Below are 23,584 nucleotides of genomic sequence, written 5' to 3'. Positions count from 1 at the left end.
AAGGCTGTTTTCGTATAGATTATTGCTTTTAAACGCGCAGCCTGAATACACTTCGTCCGTTTAGCGAGCGTCGAGCCTCCTCGTCGCATACGCTCCTATGGGGTCTCGTCTTTCTCGCATTCCCACAGGAGTCTACGTGTATTCAGTCTGTTAAGTACTTCTTCTCCCATTTTTTCCACGTAAAAAACAACAACCTTTGAGAAAATAGCCTTTAGAAAATCACCCATGGAATTTAACAGAGAACATAAATTAAACTGTATATTTTTTATATTATCTTTTCCTGTCCGATAAAAAATACCTCTCTATTGTATGGTAAACAATAGAGAGGTATTTATCATTATTAATATTTCTTTTCAACAATGGATATACGATTCATTGCACGTTTAAGAGCAAGTTCAGCACGTTTAAAATCTACATGTTCATTTTTTTGTTCATGTATTCTTTTTTCGGCACGCTCCTTAGCTCGTAAAGCACGATCATAATCAATTTCTTCCGCAGTTTCAGCAGACTGAGCAAGCACTGTTACTTGTTCTGGACGCACTTCCAAAATACCGCCATTTACAGCAATATATTCAGAAGACTTCCCGTTTTTCAAGTGAATTGCCCCAATTTTTAGGGGTGCTACCATTGGAATATGCCCTGCAAGTATCCCTAATTCTCCACTTTCTGCTTTTGCGATAACCATTTCAACGTCTGATTCATGCACCGGGCCATCAGGAGTTACTACATTGACTTTAATCGTCTTCATTTCTACCCCTCCTGATTATGTTTAAACTTCAACACCCATTTTTTTTGCATTCTCAACAGCTTCTTCTATACGTCCTACAAGACGGAATGCATCTTCTGGAAGATTATCGTATTTTCCTTCCAAAATATCTTTAAATCCTTTTACTGTTTCATTTACTGGTACATAAGATCCTGCTTGACCTGTAAACTGTTCAGCAACATGGAAGTTTTGTGATAAGAAGAACTGAACTCTTCTTGCACGGTGTACAACTAGTTTATCTTCATCACTTAACTCATCCATACCAAGGATACTGATGATATCTTGTAGCTCTTTGTAACGTTGTAATGTTGACTGTACTTGACGTGCAACACTATAGTGCTCTTCTCCTACAATTTCTGGAGATAATGCACGAGATGTTGATGCTAACGGATCAACCGCTGGATAAATACCCATTTCTGTTAGTTTACGCTCTAAGTTTGTTGTTGCATCTAAGTGAGCAAATGTTGTAGCAGGAGCCGGATCTGTATAGTCATCCGCTGGTACGTAAATTGCTTGAATAGATGTTACAGAACCTACACTAGTAGATGTAATACGCTCTTGCAGTTTACCCATTTCAGTAGCAAGTGTTGGCTGGTACCCAACCGCTGAAGGCATACGGCCAAGAAGGGCTGATACTTCTGAACCTGCTTGAGTAAAACGGAAAATGTTATCGATAAAGAATAATACGTCCTGACCTTGTTCGTCACGGAAGTATTCTGCCATTGTCAATCCTGTTAATGCAACACGCATACGGGCACCAGGCGGCTCATTCATTTGTCCGAATACCATCGCTGTTTTTTTGATAACACCAGAATCAGTCATCTCAAAGTAAAGGTCATTTCCTTCACGTGTACGCTCTCCAACTCCAGCAAAAACAGAGATACCACCATGTTCTTGTGCAATATTATTGATTAATTCTTGGATTAAAACGGTTTTACCAACTCCCGCTCCACCGAACAATCCAATTTTCCCACCTTTAATATAAGGGGCAAGTAAGTCTACAACTTTAATACCAGTTTCCAAAATTTCAACTTGTGTTGAAAGCTGTTCAAACTTAGGAGCTTCTCTATGAATAGAATCACGTCTTGCATCCGCAGGAATTTTTGGATCTAAATCAATTGTTTCTCCTAAAACATTAAATACACGTCCTAGTGTAACGTCCCCAACAGGAACTGAAATTGGCTTACCAGAATCCTCTACTTGTGTACCTCTAGTAATTCCATCTGTAGAAGACATTGCAATAGTTCGAACTGTGTTATCACCTAAATGAAGGGCCACTTCAAGCGTTAATTCGACATTCGCATCACTACCAGCAGTTTGAACTACTTTTAATGAGTTATTAATATCAGGTAAATATCCTCCGTCGAACTTAACGTCAACAACTGGTCCCATTACTTGAAGAACTCGTCCTAAGCTCATTATTTTCCCTCCTAAACTTTCTCTTAAAACAAGGGTGTCCAAACAAGAGACTAGCTACCCATTATACATTTCTATTGTTAATGAAATGTATAATGGAGTAGATAGTCTTTTGTTATGAAACAACCTTTTTCCTTTTTTTAAAGGAACTATTCTAATGCAGCAGCTCCACCAACAATTTCGGTAATTTCTTGTGTAATCGCTGCTTGGCGTGCACGGTTATATACTAAACTTAAATTATCAATTATTTCTTTCGCGTTATCTGTTGAGTTTTTCATTGCCGTCATCCTTGCAGAATGCTCACTTGCCTTACTATCGAGCAATGCACCATAGATTAAGCTTTCAGCATATTGCGGCAGTAAAACATCCAATATTTCTTCTGCTGATGGCTCAAACTCATAAGAAGTAAGCTTCGTTGCAGTGCTACCTAAATCTGTTAGAGGAAGAATTTTCTTCTCTATTACATCTTGTTGAATAGCACTTACATAATGACTATAGTAGATATTTAACTCGTCAAATGTACCATCCGCAAACATTCCTACTGATTTGCTAGCTACATCTTTTATATCTAAAAAATCAGGCAGGTCTGGTATTCCGATTACATCCAAAACAACATTATACCCTTGTTTCACTAAGAAATCGCGACCTAATCTGCCGACAACAATTATCGCATATTCATCTTTTGATTGATGACGTTCTTTAATTGTTTGGCCAAGCTTTCTTAAAACATTACTATTATAAGCGCCTGCTAGTCCACGTTCCGATGTAATAACAATGTATCCTGTTTTTTTGACTGGTCGATTTTGAAGCATAGGATGTGCTGCAGCCGATCCTCCTAATGCAACAGAATGAGTGACCTCTTCGATTTTCGTCATATATGGGGCAAACGATTTAACATTTAATACAGCCCTGTTCATTTTTGCTGAATAAACCATTTGCATGGCTTTGGTTATTTGACTCGTTTTTTTTGTAGAATTTATACGAGATTTTATATCACGTAATGATGCCAACGGTTCTCACCACCAATCATAAGTTTGTCTTCTTATTCAGAAGCTACAAACGATTTTTTAAATTCGTTAATAGCAGCTGCCATATCATCGTCAGCTGGAAGTTCCTTTGTTGACACGATGTGATCTAACAAATCTTTACGGTTGTGATCTAACCAATTTAAATATTCCTCTTCAAATCGTCTAATATCATGAACTGGAATATCATCAAGGAATCCACGTGTTAATGCATATAAAATAGCAACTTGTTTTTCGACTTTTAATGGTTTATTTAAATCCTGTTTTAGTACTTCTACTGTACGCGCACCACGATTTAATTTAGCTTGTGTCGCTTTATCTAAATCAGAACCAAATTGAGCAAATGATTCTAACTCACGGTATGATGCAAGGTCAAGACGTAATGTACCTGCAACCTTTTTCATCGCTTTAATTTGTGCTGATCCACCTACACGTGATACAGATAATCCCGCGTTAATAGCTGGACGAACACCAGAGAAGAATAAATCAGACTGCAAGAAAATTTGTCCATCTGTAATCGAAATTACGTTTGTTGGAATATACGCAGATACGTCACCCGCTTGTGTTTCAATAAATGGAAGAGCTGTAATAGATCCGCCACCTTTTGCATCACTTAATTTTGCAGCACGTTCTAATAAACGAGAATGCAAGTAGAATACATCCCCTGGATATGCTTCACGGCCTGGAGGACGACGTAATAATAGTGACAGCTCACGATAAGCAGACGCTTGTTTAGATAAATCATCATACACGATTAACACGTGTTTGCCGTTATACATAAATTCTTCTCCCATTGCTACACCAGCATATGGAGCTAAGTATAGTAACGGAGCTGGTTGAGACGCTGATGCAGTTACTACGATAGAGTAATCTAATGCACCATGCTTACGAAGAGTTTCAACCGCATTACGAACTGTTGATTCTTTTTGACCAATTGCAACGTAGATACAAATCATATCTTGGTCTTTTTGGTTTAAGATTGTATCGATTGCTACAGATGTTTTACCTGTTTGACGGTCACCAATAACCAATTCACGCTGTCCACGTCCGATTGGAACAAGCGCGTCGATTGCTTTAATTCCTGTTTGAAGCGGTTCACTAACCGATTTACGATCCATAACACCTGGTGCAAGAAATTCAATTGGTCTTGTTTTGCTAGCATTAATTGGACCAAGTCCGTCAACTGGCTGCCCAAGTGAGTTTACTACACGACCAACTAATTCTTCTCCTACAGGAACCTCCATTATTCTGCCCGTACGACGAACTTCGTCTCCTTCACGAATATCCGCAAAAGGTCCAAGAATAATGATACCAACATTGCTTTCCTCTAAGTTTTGCGCTAAGCCCATCACACCATTTGAAAATTCAACCAGCTCGCCAGCCATACAATTGTCCAGCCCATGAACACGTGCGATACCATCACCAATACTAATAACTGTACCGACTTCACTAACTTGAACTTCCGATTGATAATTTTCGATTTGCTTTTTTATAAGAGCACTAATTTCTTCCGCTTTGATGCTCATGCGTTTCACCCCTATCTAGAAATACTATCCTAATAATTTTCGTTGTAGACGATCTAGTTTGCCTTGCAAGCTACCGTCAAAAATTTGATTTCCGATTCGAACAATTATTCCACCTAAAAGATTGGAATCTACTATATTTTCAATATTAAGCGATGTTTTACCCACTTTTACTGCAAAAGCAGCGGAAATTGCACTTTTTTCATCATCTGATAATGGTCGTACAGAGTAGACTTTTGCATCTGCAATCCCTTTTTCTTCATTTATTAAAAATAAAAATTGATCACATATACTTGCAATATAGTCTTCACGGTGACGATCTATCAATAACATCAATAAGTTTTGTAAAGAGCTGCTTGCCTGAGCAAAAGCATTCTTTACTAACTCTTTTTTCTTCTCCAATGAAATATTAGGAGATTTTAAAATCAGATGTAATTCAGATGAAGCAGTAAAAAATGTTTTTACAACACGAACTTCCTCTTCCAATTGATCTACGTTACCGTTCTCTTTTGCGATTTGGAAAAGGGCTAAAGCGTATCGCTTTGAAACTCCTATATCCATCATCGTTTTTCGCCTACCTCTTGTATATAATCATTTATCAGCTTCTCTTGATCTTGTTCATTTAATTCTTTTTCAATAACCTTTGAAGCGATTAATACAGATAGTGACGATACTTGATCACGAATAGCTGCAACAGCCTTTTCTTTTTGCTGATCAATTTCAAGCAAAGCAGAGCTCTTTAAACGTTCTGCATCTTGTTTTGCATCTGCAATAATTTGTTCTCTTTGTGCATTTGCCTGAGCTTTTGCATTTTCCATTAAATTTTGCGCTTCTACACGCGCTTCTTTTAACAATACACGTTGCTCTTCTAAAACGTTCGCAGCATCTTTTCGGCTTTTTTCTGCTGCTTCAATTTCGTTTGCTACGAACTCTTCCCTTTGTTTCATGATTCCCATTAATGGGCCCCAAGCTAATTTCTTTAACAAAAAAAGAAGAACGATAAAAACAACGAGCTGTAAGATAATATCTCCATAATTTATACCTTCATGAGATGCAGCTTCTGCAGCTCCCAGAACTAAATTGTTCAATAACACTTGGTTCACTCCCTTCAATACTCAACCATTATTACATTTTAGGACATAAAGGAAAGGCGAAGTTCTTATAGAAGATTGTCTTCGCCGCATAAGATAACATTATGAATTAACGGTTTAAAACCATGAATGCAATAACTACGCCGATAATTGGTAGTGCTTCTACTAGGGCAACACCGATGAACATTGTTGTTTGTAGTAAACCGCGCGCTTCTGGTTGACGAGCAATTCCTTCTACTGTACGACCTACGATTAATCCGTTACCAATACCTGCTCCAAGTGCTGCTAAACCGATTGCTATTGCTGCTGCTATAAGATTCATTATTTTTTCCTCCTAATTTATAAACATAAGTTATTTTTTAGTTTCACCTTTTGTAACAAAGGGTATATATTAATGGTCATGACTAACTTTATGAGACATGTAAACCATTGTTAACATTGTAAAGATGTATGCCTGTATTGTACCGACAAATATCGAAAAACCTTGCCATACAAGTGTTAACGGAATGGCAGCTATTAAGCCTGCTGTTCCTGTAGCTGCTAATGATCCTACTAAAAGGGATAGCAACAATTCACCTGCATATATGTTACCGTAGAGACGTAATCCAAGAGTAAGTGTATTTGCAAACTCTTCTATGATTTTTAAAGGAAATAAAAACTTCATTGGACTGAAGAAACCTTTAGAATATTCTTTAAATCCTTTTTGTTTAATACCATAATAATGAGTGAGAGCAATAATCAACACTGCTAGTGTTAACGTAATAGTTGGATCTGCTGTCGGTGATTTCCACCAAAGCTCCCCATTTATTACAATGGCAAAAGGCAATCCTAACATATTTGAGACAAAAATATAAAATATAAGCGTGATACCTAAAATATGGAACTTCCCACCATCTTTCCAGTCCATTGTACTGTTGATGATATTTTTTACAAAGTCCATTACCCACTCCATAAAGTTTTGGAGTCCAGTAGGCTTTAGGGCCAGCTTTCGTGTTGCAAGTACTGCTATAATTAATACTATTGCACTTGCAATGGTAATCATCATTACATTTGCTAAATTAAACTGCAAAAAATCGATGCCAAACAAGTGGTAAATCGGTTCTTTATGTTCCAATCATGTTCACCTCTCTTTTTTGTTACTACCTGTTTGAATAGTATTTAATATAAAATCTATCATAATGACTACATAAGAAGTCATTAATCCAATAACCACACTAATAAGATGAATATGTTCAGGAAATTCCATCGCCAATGCTACTCCAAGTATAGCGGTTGCCATTCTTGACAGCATGCCTAACGAGGATATTTTTTTTCCTTTATCAATTGCTGTATTAAACTTCCCCATTCTTCTTACTAGTAAAAACATGTTAAAAAAGCTTAAACCAGTTCCAATAATCAGCCCTAAAAAAACCGGCTGGAACGGGGTCAAAGCCCACCCTATTAAATATAAAGACAATAAAACAGATATGTATCTACCTTGTCTTGATAGCATCAGTCTAATTTCAAGCATAATTAGCCAATCTCCTGATCACTTTCTTTCTGCAAAACTGTTTAGTCAAATGTCAGTGTCTAAAGCTCTACTTTCTAGTGAAAACATATTAGAAAATAGAAAAACCTCATAAAAACAAAGCAATCTCTTAAAATCGCCTAAATTAAATGAAAAATTAAGCTGAAAACCCTGCCATTCTTCCCTTTGTAAGCATACAATAAGCCAATGTCAATGTCAATTAGTATTAATAGTGTTGAAACGCTACAATCATATATTTCACAATATATTCATGATACTATTATTGAAAACGGATACTTCAAAAAAAGAGCATGGAATGTTACAAAAAAGTGGCTATTGATAAGTACCTGTTTTAACATTATTTATTTTAACATGAAATAACTATTTTTTTATAGATTAGAGAATTTATTCACATACTTTTTAAATTTTTATAAATATAGACCGAATTTATAGAAGAAACACATACTCATTTAGGAAAACTCTATCATTATTACGGTTCCCCTCAAAGTTGCGTTTCTTCTATATATATCATATGTCATTTTGATTTCCATGGTCCAATAGACAAATATGAACTAATGATGTCCTCTTTTCCGGATTTTCGTGCAAATACTTTTACTATATATTCCCCTTCATCTGGTATGTTCTCTTCTTTAATTTTAGATGTTATCATCCCTCTTCTAACATCTTTTTTCCAATCTAGAAATTGGGCAAACTGTAAACTTTCTTTTTCAAATAAGGCGATGCCAAACTCCTCTGCTCCACCAGGTAAATACACTTCATATTTATATGTGTTTTCTTTGTTATCTTTTATAAGGTCGAATCCCATTATTCTTGGGTAGTTCGGTTCTTCTAGTACATATAAATAAGGAATATGTATTTGTTGTTTTCCTGCCCTTATTTCTAATGTACCATCTTGAAGATTCTCTTTAAAAACTTCACTATCCACCATCATGCTAATCGGTACATTTTTTGTTTCCCCCTTTTCTAAACGAAAGGAAAAGGGCATCTCCCAAGTAATGCCGTCTTTCTTTTTTGGTATAGAAAAGGAGATCTGTTCTATTGTCTCTCCGACATTTTTTACTTTTATATACGCTGTATGCTCATGGAGATGGTCAACAAACCGGAATTTCCCAAATCGAATAGAGCCGGGCATGATGAGTATATTAGCTCTAATGGCCTCTTTCACTTGAATTCTTCCCGCTCCTTGTTCATATACTTTATATCTCTTTCCTTCTCGATTCATCATTGGTTTTGCCGTATTCATAAGAGCCGCTTTTACTTCTTCCGGGGTCCAATTAGGATGGGCTTCCAATATCAAGGCACATGCTCCTGCTACATGGGGTGCAGCCATACTGGTTCCTTGAAGGGACATATATCCACCTGGAACTGTGCTATTTATCACAACCCCTGGAGCAAGCACATCTGGTTTTATTTCCCAACTATTAGTAACAGGGCCTCTTGAACTAAAATCAGCTAGTAGATCTTTTTCCCATTTTGTTTCAACACGTACATATAAAGGAGCGTTTTTGAGTTTTTGTTTAATGATTTCTCCTTCACCTTTTGTTATTCCCGCAACAGGAATAGGAATTTCTTTTTCCAAGCTTCCGATAAGAGGACCATCGATATTGTTAGAAATCAGCACAGCTGTTGCTCCAGCTTTATACGCATTCATGACCTTTTCTGTAAAAGTCAATTCCCCTCTTTCTAATAACACCATCTTCCCATCTACATTTTTTATATTTTGTTTCTTCCCAAGTCCTGCACTAACTACTTCCATTAAATTAGACTTTCTCCAGCTTTCGCTCTGTTTCATACTAGTTAAAAATAGGGATTTATTATTTATTTTTATAGAAGCTATTTGCATATATGGGGTAGAAGCTCCAACAGAAATTGCTTTACTTGCTGTACCAGGAGAACCTACTGTCCATTCAGAAGGTCCCGAATTACCTGCTGCAGCAACCGCAATAATCCCTTTTTTTACCGCTTTATTTAAAGCTAAACTAATAGGGAGATCCGGCCCATTTATTTCACTACCCAATGACAGGTTTAAAATATCTACTTTATCTTTTATCGCTTGTTCAATAGCTGCTAGTATTTGTTCTGTCGTTCCAGATCCGCCTGGACCAAGTGCTCGGTAAGCAATAATTTCTGCTTGCGGAGCAACCCCTTTTATTTTTCCATCTGCGGCAATAATACCTGCAACATGTGTACCATGCAGTGTATTTCTCGTTCCCTTCCCAACTGTTTCCATCGGGTTTTTATCACGATCTACAAAATCCCATCCTCCTTTATAATTTGCCTTTAAATCAGGATGCTTATAATCAATCCCTGTATCAATCACCCCAACTTTTACCCCCTTTCCGGTCAACTGTTTATATGTTCGATTAATATTTTCTTTGAATTCTGCTCCAATTAACTGCACCGGATTTTCGGTTTCTACCTTATAAGTATGTACAGGCGAAACCATTTCAACTAATTGGTTTCGTGCTAATATTTTCAATTCAGCAATCGATCCCTCCACAGAAAACCCGTTGAAAACTTCATGAAAAACATTGCGTTTTTTTATCGTTTTATAAGACTGTAAAAGCTGGTCTATCTCTTTACTCGAAAAAGGGTTTTCTGTTTTAACAATTGCTATTTTTCTTTCATTAAAGTTTTCCTTTGGAATAGATGGGAGATTTATTGAGATGGCATGTGTATTATTTGTCCATAGGAGCGTGCATAAGGCTATTAGTATGATGAATTTTTTCATGTTGGATCTCCTTTATACTTTACTGAAATAAAATTTGGAGAATTTATGATAAAGGGTATAGCTTATCGTTTCACTTAAAGGGAAAAATATGTGTGAGGAGGGGATTTATTATGACAGGAAATATTTACGAGTATTTGTTTTTCCAACATATGAAAGCTTCATGGAGCGCAGTAAATGTTTTGCAATATGCTCAGATGATATTACAAGAAAATCTCTACATTGTTGATTTGTAATTGTAGTGTTGATTAGCAAATAGTCAATGATTGCTTGAATATGCGCATTTTTCGAAACAAATTGACAGCTTGGACAAATCCACTTTCCTTTTGTTCTCACCATGGAAAAAGATAAACATTTTTCACACATCACCCCTTTCTCGATATCTTTAAACTCAATGTTATATTGGAGAAAAATTTCTTTACTTATACAATTTGTTTGCCGTATTAACAAGGGATATGCTTTTTTAATTGATTGTTCAGGGACTTTATTTTTTCATATCTCTTCATATTTTCAACTATTTTTTCAACAATCGCTTCTGGTTGAACCATTCTATCAAAAAATTTGCGATCCTCTTCATTTGTTTTAAGAATTGTGTATGGATTGCTAATAACAATAAAATTTTCCACTTGAAAATTATTAATGTTTTTACTTTCCAACCTTCTTTTAAACAAAAAAGCCTGCCTTTTCACTTGTAAAAATGGGTTTGGCAATACCTCTTCTTTTGATTGATAGGTCCGAATAAGTTGATTTTTCCGCTGGTCAAAGTACAATGTACCAGCAATATTTTTCACTTCTAGTATAAAAATAACATGTAAAGAAATGATTAATGTATCAATTTGAACGGTCATTCCTTCTATTTTTATCGTAACATCGTGAAATATATCAAACTTATCACTTGGTAAAAACTTTAAATAATAATCTACATTCCTTTCTCCTTTATATCCCGCAAGCCTTTTGGCATAATCGACTTTTATTTTAGGATGTGATGGATGTTTTTTAGCCCTCATTAACAACATTTTAACTTGCAATAATTTAATCGGTTCCTTTCGTTCTTTTAAAATCATATAAAATACTCCTTTGGAAGAAATTTTGAGGTTGAGCAGATGGATTTTTCAAATGAAATTACATATAAAACAAGGAATTAAAGCAGAAGGAAAGGAAAAAAGAAGAGGAGATATTTCATTTTATCATTTTTTTCATAATATACAGTAAACATCCTTATATGTTCACAAGATTGTCTAATTTAGATCAAATCTATTGTTCTTTCCTGAGGTGAATTCCATTCTTCATCAGATGGAGGGCTGCTCCTTTCCGGCGAGGTTCCTTCTTCGTCCGGCAGATTTCTTCTCTCATCCGGCGAGGTTCCTTCTTCGTCCGGCGGATTTCTTCTCCCGTTCGGCGGGATTCCTGCTTCGTCCGGCGAATCCCCTACCTCATCCGGCGGGATTCCTGCTTCGTCCGGCAAGGTTCTCATTTAAAAAAAAGAAAAGCCTGTCACTCTATATAAGTGACAGGCTTTAAAAGTTAATCTATATTATTTTGTACCAAACAAGCGGTCTCCTGCATCACCTAAACCTGGTACTATATATCCTTTTTCGTTTAGCTTTTCATCTAATGCTGCAATATAAATATCTACATCTGGATGTGCTTCTTTCAGCACCTCAACGCCTTCTGGAGCAGCGATTAAACACATAAATTTAATGTTTTTTCCGCCGCGTTTTTTTAACGAGTTAATCGCTTCTACTGCAGATCCGCCAGTAGCAAGCATTGGGTCTACTACGATAAAATCTCTTTCTTCCACATCTGATGGAAGTTTTACATAATATTCTACTGGTTTTAATGTTTTAGGATCACGGTATAAACCAATATGTCCAACTTTTGCAGCTGGAATTAGTTTTAAAATTCCATCAACCATTCCGATACCGGCACGTAAAATAGGGATGATGCCTAATTTTTTACCAGATAGTACTTTTGATTTTGTTTTGCTTACAGGTGTTTGAATTTCGATCTCTTCTAAAGGCATATCACGAGTGATTTCAAAAGCCATTAATGTAGCAACTTCATCTACTAATTCTCTAAATTCTTTTGTACCTGTTTGAACTTCTCTAATGTATGTAAGCTTATGCTGAATAAGTGGGTGATCAAATACAAATACTTTTGCCACAACGTTCACTCCGTTTCCTTCTTTTTTTCCAAAACACACTTCTATTTATTTTACAGAAAAAATAGGAACGAATCAACAAATAGTATGTTTCATTTATATATAACGCCTTTAGTCAGGAAAAATAAAAAAGCAAACCTCAAGATTATCACACCTTAAGGTTCGCTGGTTTTTCTTATAGTTCTTTATATAAAACGAATTTGCTTGTTAAAGCTTCTACGCGATTTGCTGCTTCAGCTAATTTTTCGTTATCTTCGTGGTTTTTAAGTGTAAACCCAATGATAGAAGCAATTTCATCCATGTCTTCTAAACCAAAGCCACGAGATGTTACAGCTGCTGTACCAATACGAATACCACTTGTTACAAATGGGCTTGCAGGATCAAATGGAATAGCATTTTTGTTAACAGTAATACCTACTTCATCTAGAACATGCTCTGCTACTTTACCTGTCAACCCTAATGATTGAAGATCCACTAATATTAAATGGTTGTCTGTTCCGCCAGATACTAAGTTTAATCCTTCTTTTTGCAAACCTTCTGCTAATCTCTTAGCATTAGCGATAATGTTTTGGCCATATACTTTAAACTCATCTTGTAATGCTTCGCCAAACGCAACAGCTTTAGCAGAAATAACATGCATTAACGGTCCGCCTTGGATTCCAGGGAAAATAGATTTATCAATTTTTTTACCGAATTCTTCTTTACATAAAATCATTCCACCACGTGGTCCGCGTAATGTTTTATGTGTAGTAGTTGTTACAAAATCAGCATATGGCACTGGGCTTTGGTGTAAACCTGTAGCAACAAGACCAGCAATATGAGCCATATCTACCATTAAATATGCTCCTACTTCATCAGCAATCTCACGGAATTTTTTAAAATCAATTTCGCGTGGATATGCACTTGCTCCAGCAACAATTAGTTTCGGCTTATGTGTTAGAGCTTTTTCTCGTACATCTTCGTAATTAATATATTGTGTTTCTTTATCCACACCGTATTCCACAAAGTTGTATAGAACACCGCTGAAATTTACAGGGCTTCCGTGTGTTAAATGGCCGCCATGTGATAAATTCATCCCTAAAACAGTATCTCCAGGCTCTAAAATTGTAAAATACACAGCCATGTTTGCTTGTGCACCTGAGTGAGGTTGAACATTTACATATTCTGCACCGAATATTTCTTTTGCACGATCTCTAGCAATATCTTCCACGATATCTACATATTCACAACCACCATAGTATCGTTTTCCAGGATAGCCTTCTGCATATTTATTTGTTAAAACGGAACCTTGAGCTTCCATTACTGCTTCCGTAACAAAGTTTTCAGATGCTATTAATTCAATCTTTGATCTTTGACGACCTAATTCTTGTTGAATCGCTTGATACACTCGCTCATCTTGTTGTGCTAAATGCTTCATTTGTAATCCTCCCTATAACTTGTCCGTATATTTTTTTCTCTATCTAACCGTAAATCCTATTATATTCTAACATGTATTTATTTTAAAAAGAAAGATAGAAAAACACGAATTATAAATTTATGTTCGAAACTATCGTTCGTATTTTGATGTTTCCTTTTTAACAGCCTGTGGAATTCTATTTGTTTTTAACGTTTTTCACTAATTTTAGTTATTTTCAAACGCTCTTTTCGTATAGATTGTTATTATTTAACCCGCAGCCTGAATACACTTCGCTTTCCGCGGACGAGTGCCGAGCCTCCTCGTCGCTATGCTCCTGTGGGGTCTCGTCTTTCTCGCTTTTCCCGCAGGAGTCTACGTGTATTCAGTCTGCTCAGTGCTTCAGCCATGTTTATTATTTATTCAAAAACAACAAACTTTTAGAAAACAGCCTTTCAAAAAATAAAGTACAAAGCTTTTTGTAAATGGATCCATTCGTTCACTTAATCATGTCTACTATAAAAAACAACAACATTATATAGATATACAATTATTCTTTCCTTAAGGCTGTTTTCGTAAACCCGCAGCCTGAATACACTTCGCTTTCCGCGGGCGAGCGTCGAGCCTCCTCGTCGCATACGCTCCTGTGGGGTCTCGTCTTTCTCGCATTCCCACAGGAGTCTACGTGTATTCAGTCTGCTGAGTACTTCTTCTCCCATTTTGTAAAAAACAACAAACTTTGAGAAAACAGCCTTCCTTAAAAAAGAAGTCTACTAGGAACAAGACTGGTTTTCTTTTGTATTTTCGTAAACGGCTCTTTGGCCGCCAATTAGTTTTGGTCGTGATTTCGCCATTGTAACATGCGCTTCACCTAGTTGCTTGAGAGACGTTCTAATTGGAACTGCGACATGTTTTAAATGCATGCCGATAAATGTATCACCTATATCTATTCCACCGTCTGCTTCGATAAACTCAACAATAACTGGATCGCTCATATGCTGATAGGCATATGTTGCCATCGCTCCACCAGCATGGCGAACAGGTATAACAGAAACCTCTGTCAACCCTCGCTCTTCCAATGTTTTTCTTTCTACTACTAGTGCTCTATTTAAATGTTCACAGCATTGAAAAGCTAAACTAATGCCGGCTTGCTGCTGATAACTTTGAAGTTTTTCAAAGATAATCCCAGCCACATCAATCGTTCCAGATGTTCCTATTTTTTGCCCAATCACTTCACTCGTACTGCAGCCAATAACGAATAATTGAGACTTCCTTAAGTTTGCTTGTGCCTGATACTCTGAAATAATCGTTTCTAATTGTTGTTCTAAAGCTACTTTTTCATCATTCATAAAAACACGGCCTTTCGAACAGAATTAAACTAATTGACTTTCTTCATATTGAGCAATTTTCTTTAATCTAGTTTCATGTCTTTGACCACTAAATTCTGATTGCAGCCAAACTTTTACAATCTCACATGCCAAACCAGGTCCAATTACACGCTCTCCCATAGCTATTACATTACTATCGTTATGTTCACGGGTTAATTTTGCACTATAAACGTCATGAACTAAAGCGCAGCGGACTCCCTTTACTTTATTGGCAGCAATGCTCATGCCGATGCCTGTGCCGCATATTAATATCCCTCTATCAAACTCACCATTTGCTACTTTTTCCGCAACTGGCAATGCATAATCCGGATAGTCTACAGAAGCTTCACATTCACAGCCAAAATCAGTATATTCTACCCCTAATTGTTCTAGTAATTTTATTACTTCTCCACGCATGATGATTCCACCATGATCTGATGCTATCGCAACTTTCATTATTACCATCCTCCCTACGTTCACAAACTATATTCTCACATAAAAAAACCAAAATAAAAAGACTAGGAAAAAGAAAAATATTTTTATCATATATTAGATGGACAGTACGACATCTGCACTATCTGCAAGCAATGATGCGGGACGAACAACATCCTATCTAAATACATCCCGTTAAGTCGAATCCCATTGAATTAAGTCTCACACCCACTTAATCCATGTGAACAAAACTAAATTTTAAAACGAAAAATAGTCGTTTTTAATTCTTCTGCATGCGCTTGTAATTCTAAGGCCAATTGGTTAACTCTATTCATTATTTTCGTTTGCTTTTCTGTTATAAAAGTAACTTGCTGGGCACCAGCTGATGTTTCTTCTGCTACTGCAGCTACCTCTTGAGATTGTTGAGCAGTATGATAAATTTGCTCCATCTGCCTGCGAACAAGCGCAGTTATACTAGCAACGTCATCTGCCATCTCTTTTATTGTGTTATTCATATCCTTAAAGATAAGATTAGCTTGTTCCCCTCGTTCAGCTTCTTTTTCTGCATTTAATACCTGTCTCTCCATTTGTTTCACTACATTTTTCACTTCTAATTGCATATTTTTAATAAGATCTGATATCCCTGCTACAGCCTTTCCGCTTTCATCAGCTAAATACCGTACTTCATTCGCTACCACCGCAAATCCTGCTCCATGTTCACCTGCACGTGCTGCTTCAATGCTTGCATTTAATGCCAATAAATTGGTTTGAGATGCAATATCGCCAACCAATTTAATAATACCTTCTACCTTCCCTACGTTGGTTTCTAGTTTCTGAACAGATTGCAAAGATAGATTATTATCCTCTACGATCGCTTTCAATCCATTTACTAAGGATAAAACAACGCCATTCGTTTTCTGTAGATGATCCATCATTTGGTTAGATGTTTGTATAGAAGTATTCGCTTTCTTTTGAACAGTTTGTGCAATTTCCATTGCTTCATCCACAGAAATTGCTGTATCCTGTACAGATTGTGCTGATACTTCTGCACCTCCCGCAATTTCTTCAACAGCCCTGGAAATTGCAAGCGTTTGCTCAGATGCTTGCTCCGCTTCTGTCGTTAAAGCATCCACTTTGGCATTTGTTTGATTAAAATTACATTCAATATTTTGTACCATTTCACGTAAATTAAATAGCATATGATTAAATGCAATGCCTAACGATTTAATTTCATCATCTGATTTTGAAATTTCTGCGTCTTCCTTCATATTTCCATTAGCTGCTTTCATTGCGGTTTTCTCTAATTTTTGAAGTGGTTTAATAATATATCCAGCTGCTAAAAACGCTAAAAAACCCGACCAGAGAATCCCCAATAATAATGTCCCCATTGTAAAAGCAAAAGAACTAATTTTCAAATTATTTTGAAGCATTGGATATAGACCATATATAAAAAGCGCACTTGTTGAATAAGTGATTACCGCTAATATTGTAATAAATAATGCCAGTTTTTTTCTCAAGCTAAACTTATAGCTTATATTCACTTCCATTCCTGTTCTCCTCACACACCATTAATCTAATTTTTTTATGATATTAAGTATTAAATCATCTAATTCTTGAAATGTTTTTCGATAATGTTCTACAGAACCGCCAAAAGGATCGATCACATCTCCTTTTTTATCTTCTGTTGCAAACTCTTTTAAAGTAAATGTTTTCTCTATTGAAGATGGGAATTGTGCTGCAATGGCATTCTTATGCCCTGTTGTCATCGTAAATATATGTGTTGCCCAGTCTAATAATTCCTTTGTAAGCATGGAAGATGTATGATGATGGTCGATTCCTTTTTCAGCCAACACTTCTTGCGCATGGTTTGATGCTGCTCCTCCATCCATAGCATATACACCCGCTGATTTCACTTCCACATTTTTAAGTTTTTTATTTTTTAAAATCGCTTCCGCCATTGGACTACGACAAGTATTTCCTGTGCATACAAATAAAACACGATACATACGAATCCTCCTCCTAATCATCATCTATCATTATATTCCAACCTTCTTAAAAGTCCTAATTGTTTTTTGCCTGCAAAAAAGGGATCTGAAGTACACCAGATCCCTTAAGCTTACACGGAAATTCAGACAGCTATTTCTCCCTTTAAAAATTCATCAATAATTTTATGCCCAAAGTTAAAAGTATTCCTCCACCTAACACTTCTCCGTAAGTTCCTAACAACCCTTGAACTTTTCTGCCGATTAGAAGACCCGCCCATGTTAAAATGGTCGCACCTATCCCAAAGCACGCTAACACAACAGCAGTTCTTGCATGATAAATTCCTAAGCTTAAACCAACAGAAAAGCTGTCTAAGCTAACACTTAGAGAAAATAGCAATAAACCAAATCCTACTGGTGTTATGCGATATACATCCTCTTCCTTAAATACAGACCAAATCATTTGGATTCCTAAAATAACAAGCAATCCGCCTCCGATATACACGGCAATTGCACCAAAATTATCTGATAAAAATCTGCCAGCAACGATGCCAATCAGCGGCATGATAACATGAAAAACGCCAATTATTATACCAGTATTCATTATTTGCTTTAATCTGAGCTTATACATTCCCATTCCTAACGCAACAGAAAATGCGTCCATTCCCAACGCAAATGCCATCAATATTAGTGTGAATATTTCTCCCATTAACGCAGACATTACTCCGCCTCCTTGGACTTGCTAATTAGATGTTATGCACGTCCAAGTTTTTTTAGAAGTCCGCTGCGGCAACTTTAATGAAAAAAATGAGCCATGGTGCTCTGTATTTAAGTTTATCCTTATTACCTTATTAAGTTTAGAGTGGATTTTCTTTAAGAAACACTTATCCACATCGTTCATTCAATCACTTGATGGGAAGCAGCTTTCATTAATCTATTCATAATCGCTTGTCCTACACCCTCAATCGGAAACATCTCACTAAAGATTATATCAACATCCCTATGATTAAAGCTTCTCAACCCTTCATATAAAGATGCGGCAACTGTTTGTATGTCTACTCTTTTTCCACAAGCAAAAATATAATCAGCTTGATAATAACCTTTATTTTCTTCCGTCGTTAACACACCTACTTTTTTCCCTTGTAATTTCTCTTCGTTTATTAGCAATTGGATTTTTTCTTTTGTTCCTCTTACTAAAAACATCGGAGCATTTGGAGCATAATGACTATATTTCATACCAGGTGCTTTTGGTGTGGATTCTTTGTTGATAAGTGCTGGATCTAAACGTACCTCACCCACTATTTGTTCTATTTGTTCTTTTGTTACCCCTCCAGGTCGCAATATAACAGGTATTGAATCCGTACAGTCTATTACAGTAGATTCAACCCCAACACCTGTAGGCCCTCCATCTACAATTCCCGCAATAATCTGATCCAAATCTTCTTTCACATGCAAAGCAGTTGTTGGACTTGGCTTTCCGGAACGATTGGCGCTAGGAGCTGCAATCGGCAAAGATGCTTCCGCCAATAACTTTAAAGCAACAGGATGATCAGGCATCCGCACCGCTACTGTTTTTAAGCCTGCTGTCGCATAGGAAGATAATGCTCCTTCTTTCGCACGAAAAATAATGGTCAACGCTCCCGGCCAAAAGGAATCCATTAGTTTTTTAGCCACTTCCGGGATTTCTTCCACTATTTCCTTTAATTGCGCTTGTTTCGCAATATGTATAATTAGCGGATTATCGGAAGGACGACCTTTTGCAGCAAAAATCTTTTTAATTGCTTCATCATCTTTTGCATTTCCGCCTAATCCATAAACCGTTTCTGTAGGAAAAGCAATTACTTCATTTCGTTTTAAAAGATCAGCAGCTTGTTGGATTTGTGGATAACTATATTCATTATCCACATTTTTATCCACTGACCAGTAAATTGTCTTCATTTTTATCCACCTTTACAAAAATCTATATTATTTCTTAGCCAAACTGCTTATTTTCCACATTTTTCGACAAGTACTCTTCGCTTTCAAAAGGTGTTCATTCTGTTTGAACAGTGGATAAACATATTATTCATCCACAAATTGTGAATAAAATACCCAAAAAAGTGGATAACTATATCTATTTATCCACATTTTTTAAGGAATAACACATAAATTCAAGGTTATTAACAGTTGATAAGTTATTTACAGTATTCGACTTTTTCAACACATGAGGAAGCGCTGTTTTCTCTATTCTATTAAAGCCTAAAAGAGAAAAAAGCTGAATAGCTTGTTTATTATTTAACATACAGTATAAAGTTTCAAGTTCTTTGTCTTTTGCCATTTTGATTGTTTGCTGCAGCAAATAGAGAATTTCTTCTGCGCTTGCATTCGATAAAACAAGAGAACGGAGAAGCCCAAGTTTTTTAAATGGCTGAATTCCAATGGTCCCTACTATTTTTCCATTAACATCCTCAACAAGAAGATAATATTCTAGCCATTTTTCCATTCCGCTCCTATCTATTGCTGTTTTTTGTAAAAATGATCGAATTTTATTTAGATCGTTCGGCTGCGCTTGTCTTATCGTTTTCTGCATACATTTCCCTCCATAATAAGTGTTTTTCTATTACTATGATGAAGAGAAAGAAATGATGCTAGAATATCGTTAAAGACCATATTCTTTTATTTTGTTATAAAGCGTCCCTCTTGAAATGCCTAATAGGTTTGCTGCTGCACTTTTATTTCCGTATGTTTTATGAAGTGCTTCTTCAATTCGTTTTGCTTCTTCTGCTATTATTCCCTCATCATTTGCTAAACTAGAAGAGATTTTTACGATTTCTGCCGGTAAATGTTCTAACGAAACTTCGTTATTTTCTGTTAAAAGAATACAACGTTCCACTATATTTCTTAATTCTTGCACATTACCCGGCCAATCATATTGTTTAAGCTTATTTAATGCAGCATCACTTAATACGATATTATTTTTTTGATGTTTCTCCCCATACTCTTTTATAAATTGACAGATCAAGCTCGGAATATCTTCTTTTCTTTTACGAAGGGGAGGAATATTAATGTGAATAACACTTAATTGAAAATAAAGATTTTCATTAAATTCTCCATTCTTTACTAACTTTATTAAACTTTGTGCAGTTGAAACAATTACTCTTGTTTTTGCTGAAATCTCTTTTTTCCCTCCAACACGAGTGAACGTACCATTTGTCACATACTCTACTAATTTTTGTTGAACAGCTAACGGCATTTTATCCACATCTTCAATAAATAATGACCCACCATTTGCTTGTTCGATTTTTCCGTTCTTTTCATTTTCTTCACCTGAATGAAAGGAAATTTTTTGATAACCAAACAGCTCAATTTCTAATACATCCGCTGGAATAACAGAGCAATTTAAAGAAATAAACGGCTGATTACTTTTTGCCCCCCCATAATGGATGGCTTGTGCCAACAGTTCTTTCCCTGTTCCTCTTTCACCGGTGATTAGTACAGGCATATTAGCATGCGCCATTTTCTGTGCCATTCCCACTGCTTTATTTACTTCTTCACTTTCAGTAACAATAGAAGAAAACGGTGCATCTCTTTGAACGTGCAGCGATAATTTAGATTCCAACTCTCGATTTAAATGCATCATTTTTGTAATGTCATGTTCCGTAGCAACACCGCCAATAATTTCGTTATTTTCAACAATAGGTGATGCGTTGATTAAAACATGTGTATGCTCATCTGGACGATGATACGTTCCTCTAACTGGATTTCCTTCTTTTAAAATTTGATGCAAGACAATCGAATCCGCATCAAAATGTGCTCCTATCTTTTTCCCAATAATCGCTTCTTTTTTAATGTTATACGTAATTTCCGCGACATTATTCCAATATACAACGGTTCCATCTTTATCTACTGCTGTTACTGCGTCATTAATCGTCTCTGCCAATGTTTGAAAAAAAGTGGCTAATTGTTTATTCTCTTTCTGTAAAGCTGGAAGCAACTTAGATGCGGTGATCACACCAGCAACTTCTTCCTGCTTTTCGTCCATAACTAATACTGGTCGCTCCCAATCAACATTATTTTGATGAATAGTATCGATACTAGTCACAGAGGATGGTTTTAGATGGAGACATTTTATCGACTCTTCTACTGTTTCCTTCTCCTTGCCTAACTGTACAAGAAAAGCTTCTTTCTTTTCGATACAATACCAGTGATCTGCCTTTACGACAACAAAATCATATAAAGCTAATTTATTTAAGAGAGATTGTTTATCCTCATGAATCGAAACCATTACAAATGATCTCTCTAATTCAACATGTGAATGGATGAACATAACAAATTCCTTTCATACAATGATAACTATTAATTTAACATATGTTCAGTAGTCTTCGCTATACAAGCAGATAGTATTGCCTTTTATCAATAAAAAGTTCTTCTCCCTTAATGAAAAAAGCTGATACTTTTATTTTTCACTTAGCTTCGAACAGTCGACAAAATAATTCTAAATCTGAAATTTTGTCTCCACGGAAACTCCTGTTAAATAATAAGTATCAGCTTATATCTGTCTACTATTTCAGTTATTATCGGAACCTTATTAAACTTTTCGAGAACTTAATTTTGCTTGCGTAAATAATAATAAGTAATCAAAACCTCCAGCTTTAGAATCTGTTCCTGACATATTAAAGCCGCCAAACGGATGAACCCCTACTAACGCACCTGTACACTTTTTATTTATATAAAGATTTCCACAATGCATCGTTTCGAGTGCATACTCGATTCGTTCTTCTCTAGCTGAAAAGAAGGAACCTGTTAATCCATAATCTGTATTGTTGTAAACATCTATTCCTGTTTTCCAATCAGCTACTTTGGAAAGAGCTATCACCGGTCCAAAAATTTCTTCTTGCATAATTCTTGCGTCTGGCTGAACATCTGCAAAAACAGTCGGCTCTATATAATAGCCATTTCCTTCTGCACGACAGCCGCCAGTCAGCAATTTTCCTTCTTCTTTTCCGATTTCTATAAACCTAAGAATTTTATCCAATGCTTTTTGGTCAATGACAGGTCCTACCGGGGCATTTTCTTCTGGTAATCCAACACGTAATTTTTGAGTTAATGCCGCTACTTTTTCTACTACTTGGTCATAAACAGTCTCTACAATAATGGCACGAGATCCTGCTGAACACTTTTGTCCCTGGAAACCGAAAGCGGATGTAACGATTGCCTCTGCTGCTGCATCTATATCCGCCGTTTCATCCACAACAATTCCGTCTTTTCCTCCCATCTCTGCTACGACTCGTTTTAACCAAATTTGTCCGGGCTGCACAACCGATGCACGTTCATAAATTCTGCAGCCAACTGCTCTTGAGCCTGTAAATGAAATAAATCTTGTTTTTGGATGATCTACTAAATATTCCCCTACATCGATGCCATCCCCTGGAACAAAGTTAATAACACCTGCCGGAAGACCAACTTCTTCCATTAATTCTACAAACTTTGCCGCAATCACTGACGTTGTATCGGAGGGTTTTAAAATGACTGTATTTCCTGAGACAACGGCAGCTACCGTTGTTCCTGCCATAATAGCCAATGGGAAGTTAAACGGGGAAATAACAATTCCTACCCCTAGTGGAATATACGTAATTTTGTTATCAACCTCACCTGCAGTTTGATATAAAGGCTGATGGGTAGATGTTTCGCTTAAACGAAGCATTTCCCGTGCATAAAATTCTAAGAAATCAATCGCTTCCGCCGTATCCGCATCTGCTTCCGCCCAGTTTTTCCCGGATTCGTATACTAAATAAGCAGAAAACTCATGCTTGCGTTGACGCATTAACGCTGCTGCCTTAAATAAGTATTCCGCACGTTCAACAGGTTTCACTTTTTTCCATGCATCAAACGCAGCCAACGCTTCTTGCATCGCTTTTTCTGCATATTCTTTTGATCCTTTACTAACTTCTCCAATTATTTCGTCTATATTTCCCGGATTAATGGATACTGTTTTTTCTTCGGTGATTATTTTATCTTTCCCAATTACCAACGGAAATGTTTTCCCAAATTCTCCTTTTACTTTTGCTAATGCTTTTTCAAATGCTTCCTTATTTTCTTTTACCTTAAAATCTGTAAATGGCTCATTTTTATAAGGTGTTATCGTTGTTAAATTTGTCATCACCATTCTCCTTCACTTCTTAAATTATTTTCT

23 protein-coding genes are annotated in these 23,584 nt (G+C 36.3%); 1 reads left to right on the top strand and 22 read right to left on the bottom strand.

The window, feature by feature from the left end:
- Window positions 1–340: 340 nt before the first annotated feature.
- The 10 genes from ACTXGU_RS07870 to ACTXGU_RS07825 form a co-directional block, all read right to left on the bottom strand.
- Window positions 341–748 (bottom strand): F0F1 ATP synthase subunit epsilon, encoded by a 408-nt coding sequence (locus ACTXGU_RS07870; protein ID WP_443480955.1) that lies wholly within the window; start codon window positions 746–748, stop codon window positions 341–343.
- Between the two features lie 21 nt (window positions 749–769).
- Window positions 770–2,185, bottom strand: a complete 1,416-nt coding sequence (gene atpD / locus ACTXGU_RS07865) for a F0F1 ATP synthase subunit beta (protein ID WP_443480954.1) — start codon at window positions 2,183–2,185, stop codon at window positions 770–772.
- A gap of 146 nt (window positions 2,186–2,331) precedes the next feature.
- The gene (atpG, locus tag ACTXGU_RS07860; RefSeq protein WP_443480953.1) at window positions 2,332–3,192 is read right to left on the bottom strand and encodes an ATP synthase F1 subunit gamma; all 861 of its coding nucleotides are present in this window, start codon (window positions 3,190–3,192) and stop codon (window positions 2,332–2,334) included.
- A 32-nt stretch (window positions 3,193–3,224) separates the two neighbouring features.
- Window positions 3,225–4,733 (bottom strand): F0F1 ATP synthase subunit alpha, encoded by a 1,509-nt coding sequence (gene atpA, locus ACTXGU_RS07855; RefSeq protein WP_443480952.1) that lies wholly within the window; start codon window positions 4,731–4,733, stop codon window positions 3,225–3,227.
- A 24-nt stretch (window positions 4,734–4,757) separates the two neighbouring features.
- Window positions 4,758–5,294 carry a F0F1 ATP synthase subunit delta gene (locus tag ACTXGU_RS07850; protein ID WP_443480951.1) on the bottom strand — a complete coding sequence of 179 codons (537 nt, stop codon included), beginning with the start codon at window positions 5,292–5,294 and terminating at the stop codon, window positions 4,758–4,760.
- Window positions 5,291–5,824, bottom strand: a complete 534-nt coding sequence (locus tag ACTXGU_RS07845) for a F0F1 ATP synthase subunit B (RefSeq protein ID WP_443480950.1) — start codon at window positions 5,822–5,824, stop codon at window positions 5,291–5,293. The genes ACTXGU_RS07850 and ACTXGU_RS07845 overlap by 4 nt, the downstream gene beginning before the upstream one ends.
- Before the next feature lie 106 nt (window positions 5,825–5,930).
- Window positions 5,931–6,143, bottom strand: a complete 213-nt coding sequence (gene atpE / locus ACTXGU_RS07840; RefSeq protein ID WP_443480949.1) for a F0F1 ATP synthase subunit C — start codon at window positions 6,141–6,143, stop codon at window positions 5,931–5,933.
- A gap of 69 nt (window positions 6,144–6,212) precedes the next feature.
- Window positions 6,213–6,935: a F0F1 ATP synthase subunit A gene (gene atpB / locus ACTXGU_RS07835; protein ID WP_443480948.1), complete on the bottom strand. Its 723-nt coding sequence runs from the start codon at window positions 6,933–6,935 to the stop codon at window positions 6,213–6,215.
- 6 nt (window positions 6,936–6,941) lie between these two features.
- Entirely contained in the window at window positions 6,942–7,331 is a 390-nt protein-coding gene (locus ACTXGU_RS07830; protein WP_443480947.1) for an ATP synthase subunit I, read from the bottom strand.
- Window positions 7,332–7,863: 532 nt separating this feature from the next.
- Window positions 7,864–10,080: a S8 family serine peptidase gene (locus tag ACTXGU_RS07825; RefSeq protein ID WP_443480946.1), complete on the bottom strand. Its 2,217-nt coding sequence runs from the start codon at window positions 10,078–10,080 to the stop codon at window positions 7,864–7,866.
- A 110-nt stretch (window positions 10,081–10,190) separates the two neighbouring features.
- Here ACTXGU_RS07825 and ACTXGU_RS07820 point away from each other — a divergent pair, with 110 nt between their 5' ends.
- The gene (locus ACTXGU_RS07820) at window positions 10,191–10,313 is read left to right on the top strand and encodes a hypothetical protein (protein WP_443480945.1); all 123 of its coding nucleotides are present in this window, start codon (window positions 10,191–10,193) and stop codon (window positions 10,311–10,313) included.
- Between the two features lie 207 nt (window positions 10,314–10,520).
- On the opposite strand, the gene ACTXGU_RS07815 is transcribed toward ACTXGU_RS07820, so the two are convergent.
- The 12 genes from ACTXGU_RS07815 to pruA form a co-directional block, all read right to left on the bottom strand.
- Entirely contained in the window at window positions 10,521–11,141 is a 621-nt protein-coding gene (locus tag ACTXGU_RS07815; RefSeq protein WP_443480944.1) for a nuclease-related domain-containing protein, read from the bottom strand.
- Window positions 11,142–11,611: 470 nt separating this feature from the next.
- A complete protein-coding gene (gene upp, locus ACTXGU_RS07810; protein WP_443480943.1) occupies window positions 11,612–12,241 on the bottom strand; it encodes a uracil phosphoribosyltransferase in 630 nt (209 codons plus the stop codon).
- 172 nt (window positions 12,242–12,413) lie between these two features.
- Complete coding sequence (gene glyA / locus ACTXGU_RS07805) at window positions 12,414–13,655, bottom strand: serine hydroxymethyltransferase (protein WP_443480942.1); 1,242 nt, start codon at window positions 13,653–13,655, stop codon at window positions 12,414–12,416.
- 749 nt (window positions 13,656–14,404) lie between these two features.
- A complete protein-coding gene (locus ACTXGU_RS07800; protein WP_443480941.1) occupies window positions 14,405–14,980 on the bottom strand; it encodes a TIGR01440 family protein in 576 nt (191 codons plus the stop codon).
- A gap of 24 nt (window positions 14,981–15,004) precedes the next feature.
- Complete coding sequence (gene rpiB / locus ACTXGU_RS07795) at window positions 15,005–15,454, bottom strand: ribose 5-phosphate isomerase B (protein ID WP_443480940.1); 450 nt, start codon at window positions 15,452–15,454, stop codon at window positions 15,005–15,007.
- 227 nt (window positions 15,455–15,681) lie between these two features.
- Window positions 15,682–16,977 (bottom strand): methyl-accepting chemotaxis protein, encoded by a 1,296-nt coding sequence (locus ACTXGU_RS07790; RefSeq protein WP_443480939.1) that lies wholly within the window; start codon window positions 16,975–16,977, stop codon window positions 15,682–15,684.
- A gap of 21 nt (window positions 16,978–16,998) precedes the next feature.
- Window positions 16,999–17,436 carry a low molecular weight protein arginine phosphatase gene (locus ACTXGU_RS07785; protein ID WP_443480938.1) on the bottom strand — a complete coding sequence of 146 codons (438 nt, stop codon included), beginning with the start codon at window positions 17,434–17,436 and terminating at the stop codon, window positions 16,999–17,001.
- A 142-nt stretch (window positions 17,437–17,578) separates the two neighbouring features.
- Entirely contained in the window at window positions 17,579–18,133 is a 555-nt protein-coding gene (locus tag ACTXGU_RS07780) for a manganese efflux pump MntP (RefSeq protein ID WP_443480937.1), read from the bottom strand.
- A 176-nt stretch (window positions 18,134–18,309) separates the two neighbouring features.
- On the bottom strand, window positions 18,310–19,350 hold the full coding sequence (locus tag ACTXGU_RS07775) for an L-threonylcarbamoyladenylate synthase (RefSeq protein WP_443480936.1): 1,041 nt from the start codon (window positions 19,348–19,350) through the stop codon (window positions 18,310–18,312).
- 175 nt (window positions 19,351–19,525) lie between these two features.
- A complete protein-coding gene (locus ACTXGU_RS07770; RefSeq protein ID WP_443480935.1) occupies window positions 19,526–19,981 on the bottom strand; it encodes a GNAT family N-acetyltransferase in 456 nt (151 codons plus the stop codon).
- A 69-nt stretch (window positions 19,982–20,050) separates the two neighbouring features.
- Window positions 20,051–21,676: a sigma-54 interaction domain-containing protein gene (locus ACTXGU_RS07765; protein WP_443480934.1), complete on the bottom strand. Its 1,626-nt coding sequence runs from the start codon at window positions 21,674–21,676 to the stop codon at window positions 20,051–20,053.
- Window positions 21,677–21,979: 303 nt separating this feature from the next.
- Window positions 21,980–23,551 (bottom strand): L-glutamate gamma-semialdehyde dehydrogenase, encoded by a 1,572-nt coding sequence (gene pruA, locus ACTXGU_RS07760; protein ID WP_443480933.1) that lies wholly within the window; start codon window positions 23,549–23,551, stop codon window positions 21,980–21,982.
- Window positions 23,552–23,584: the final 33 nt, after the last annotated feature.

Source organism: Niallia sp. 01092 (genome assembly GCF_052318935.1).
GTDB lineage: Bacteria > Bacillota > Bacilli > Bacillales > Cytobacillaceae > Niallia.
Note: the sequence above shows the minus strand (reverse complement) of the source record. Positions and strands in the feature narration are given on the sequence as shown.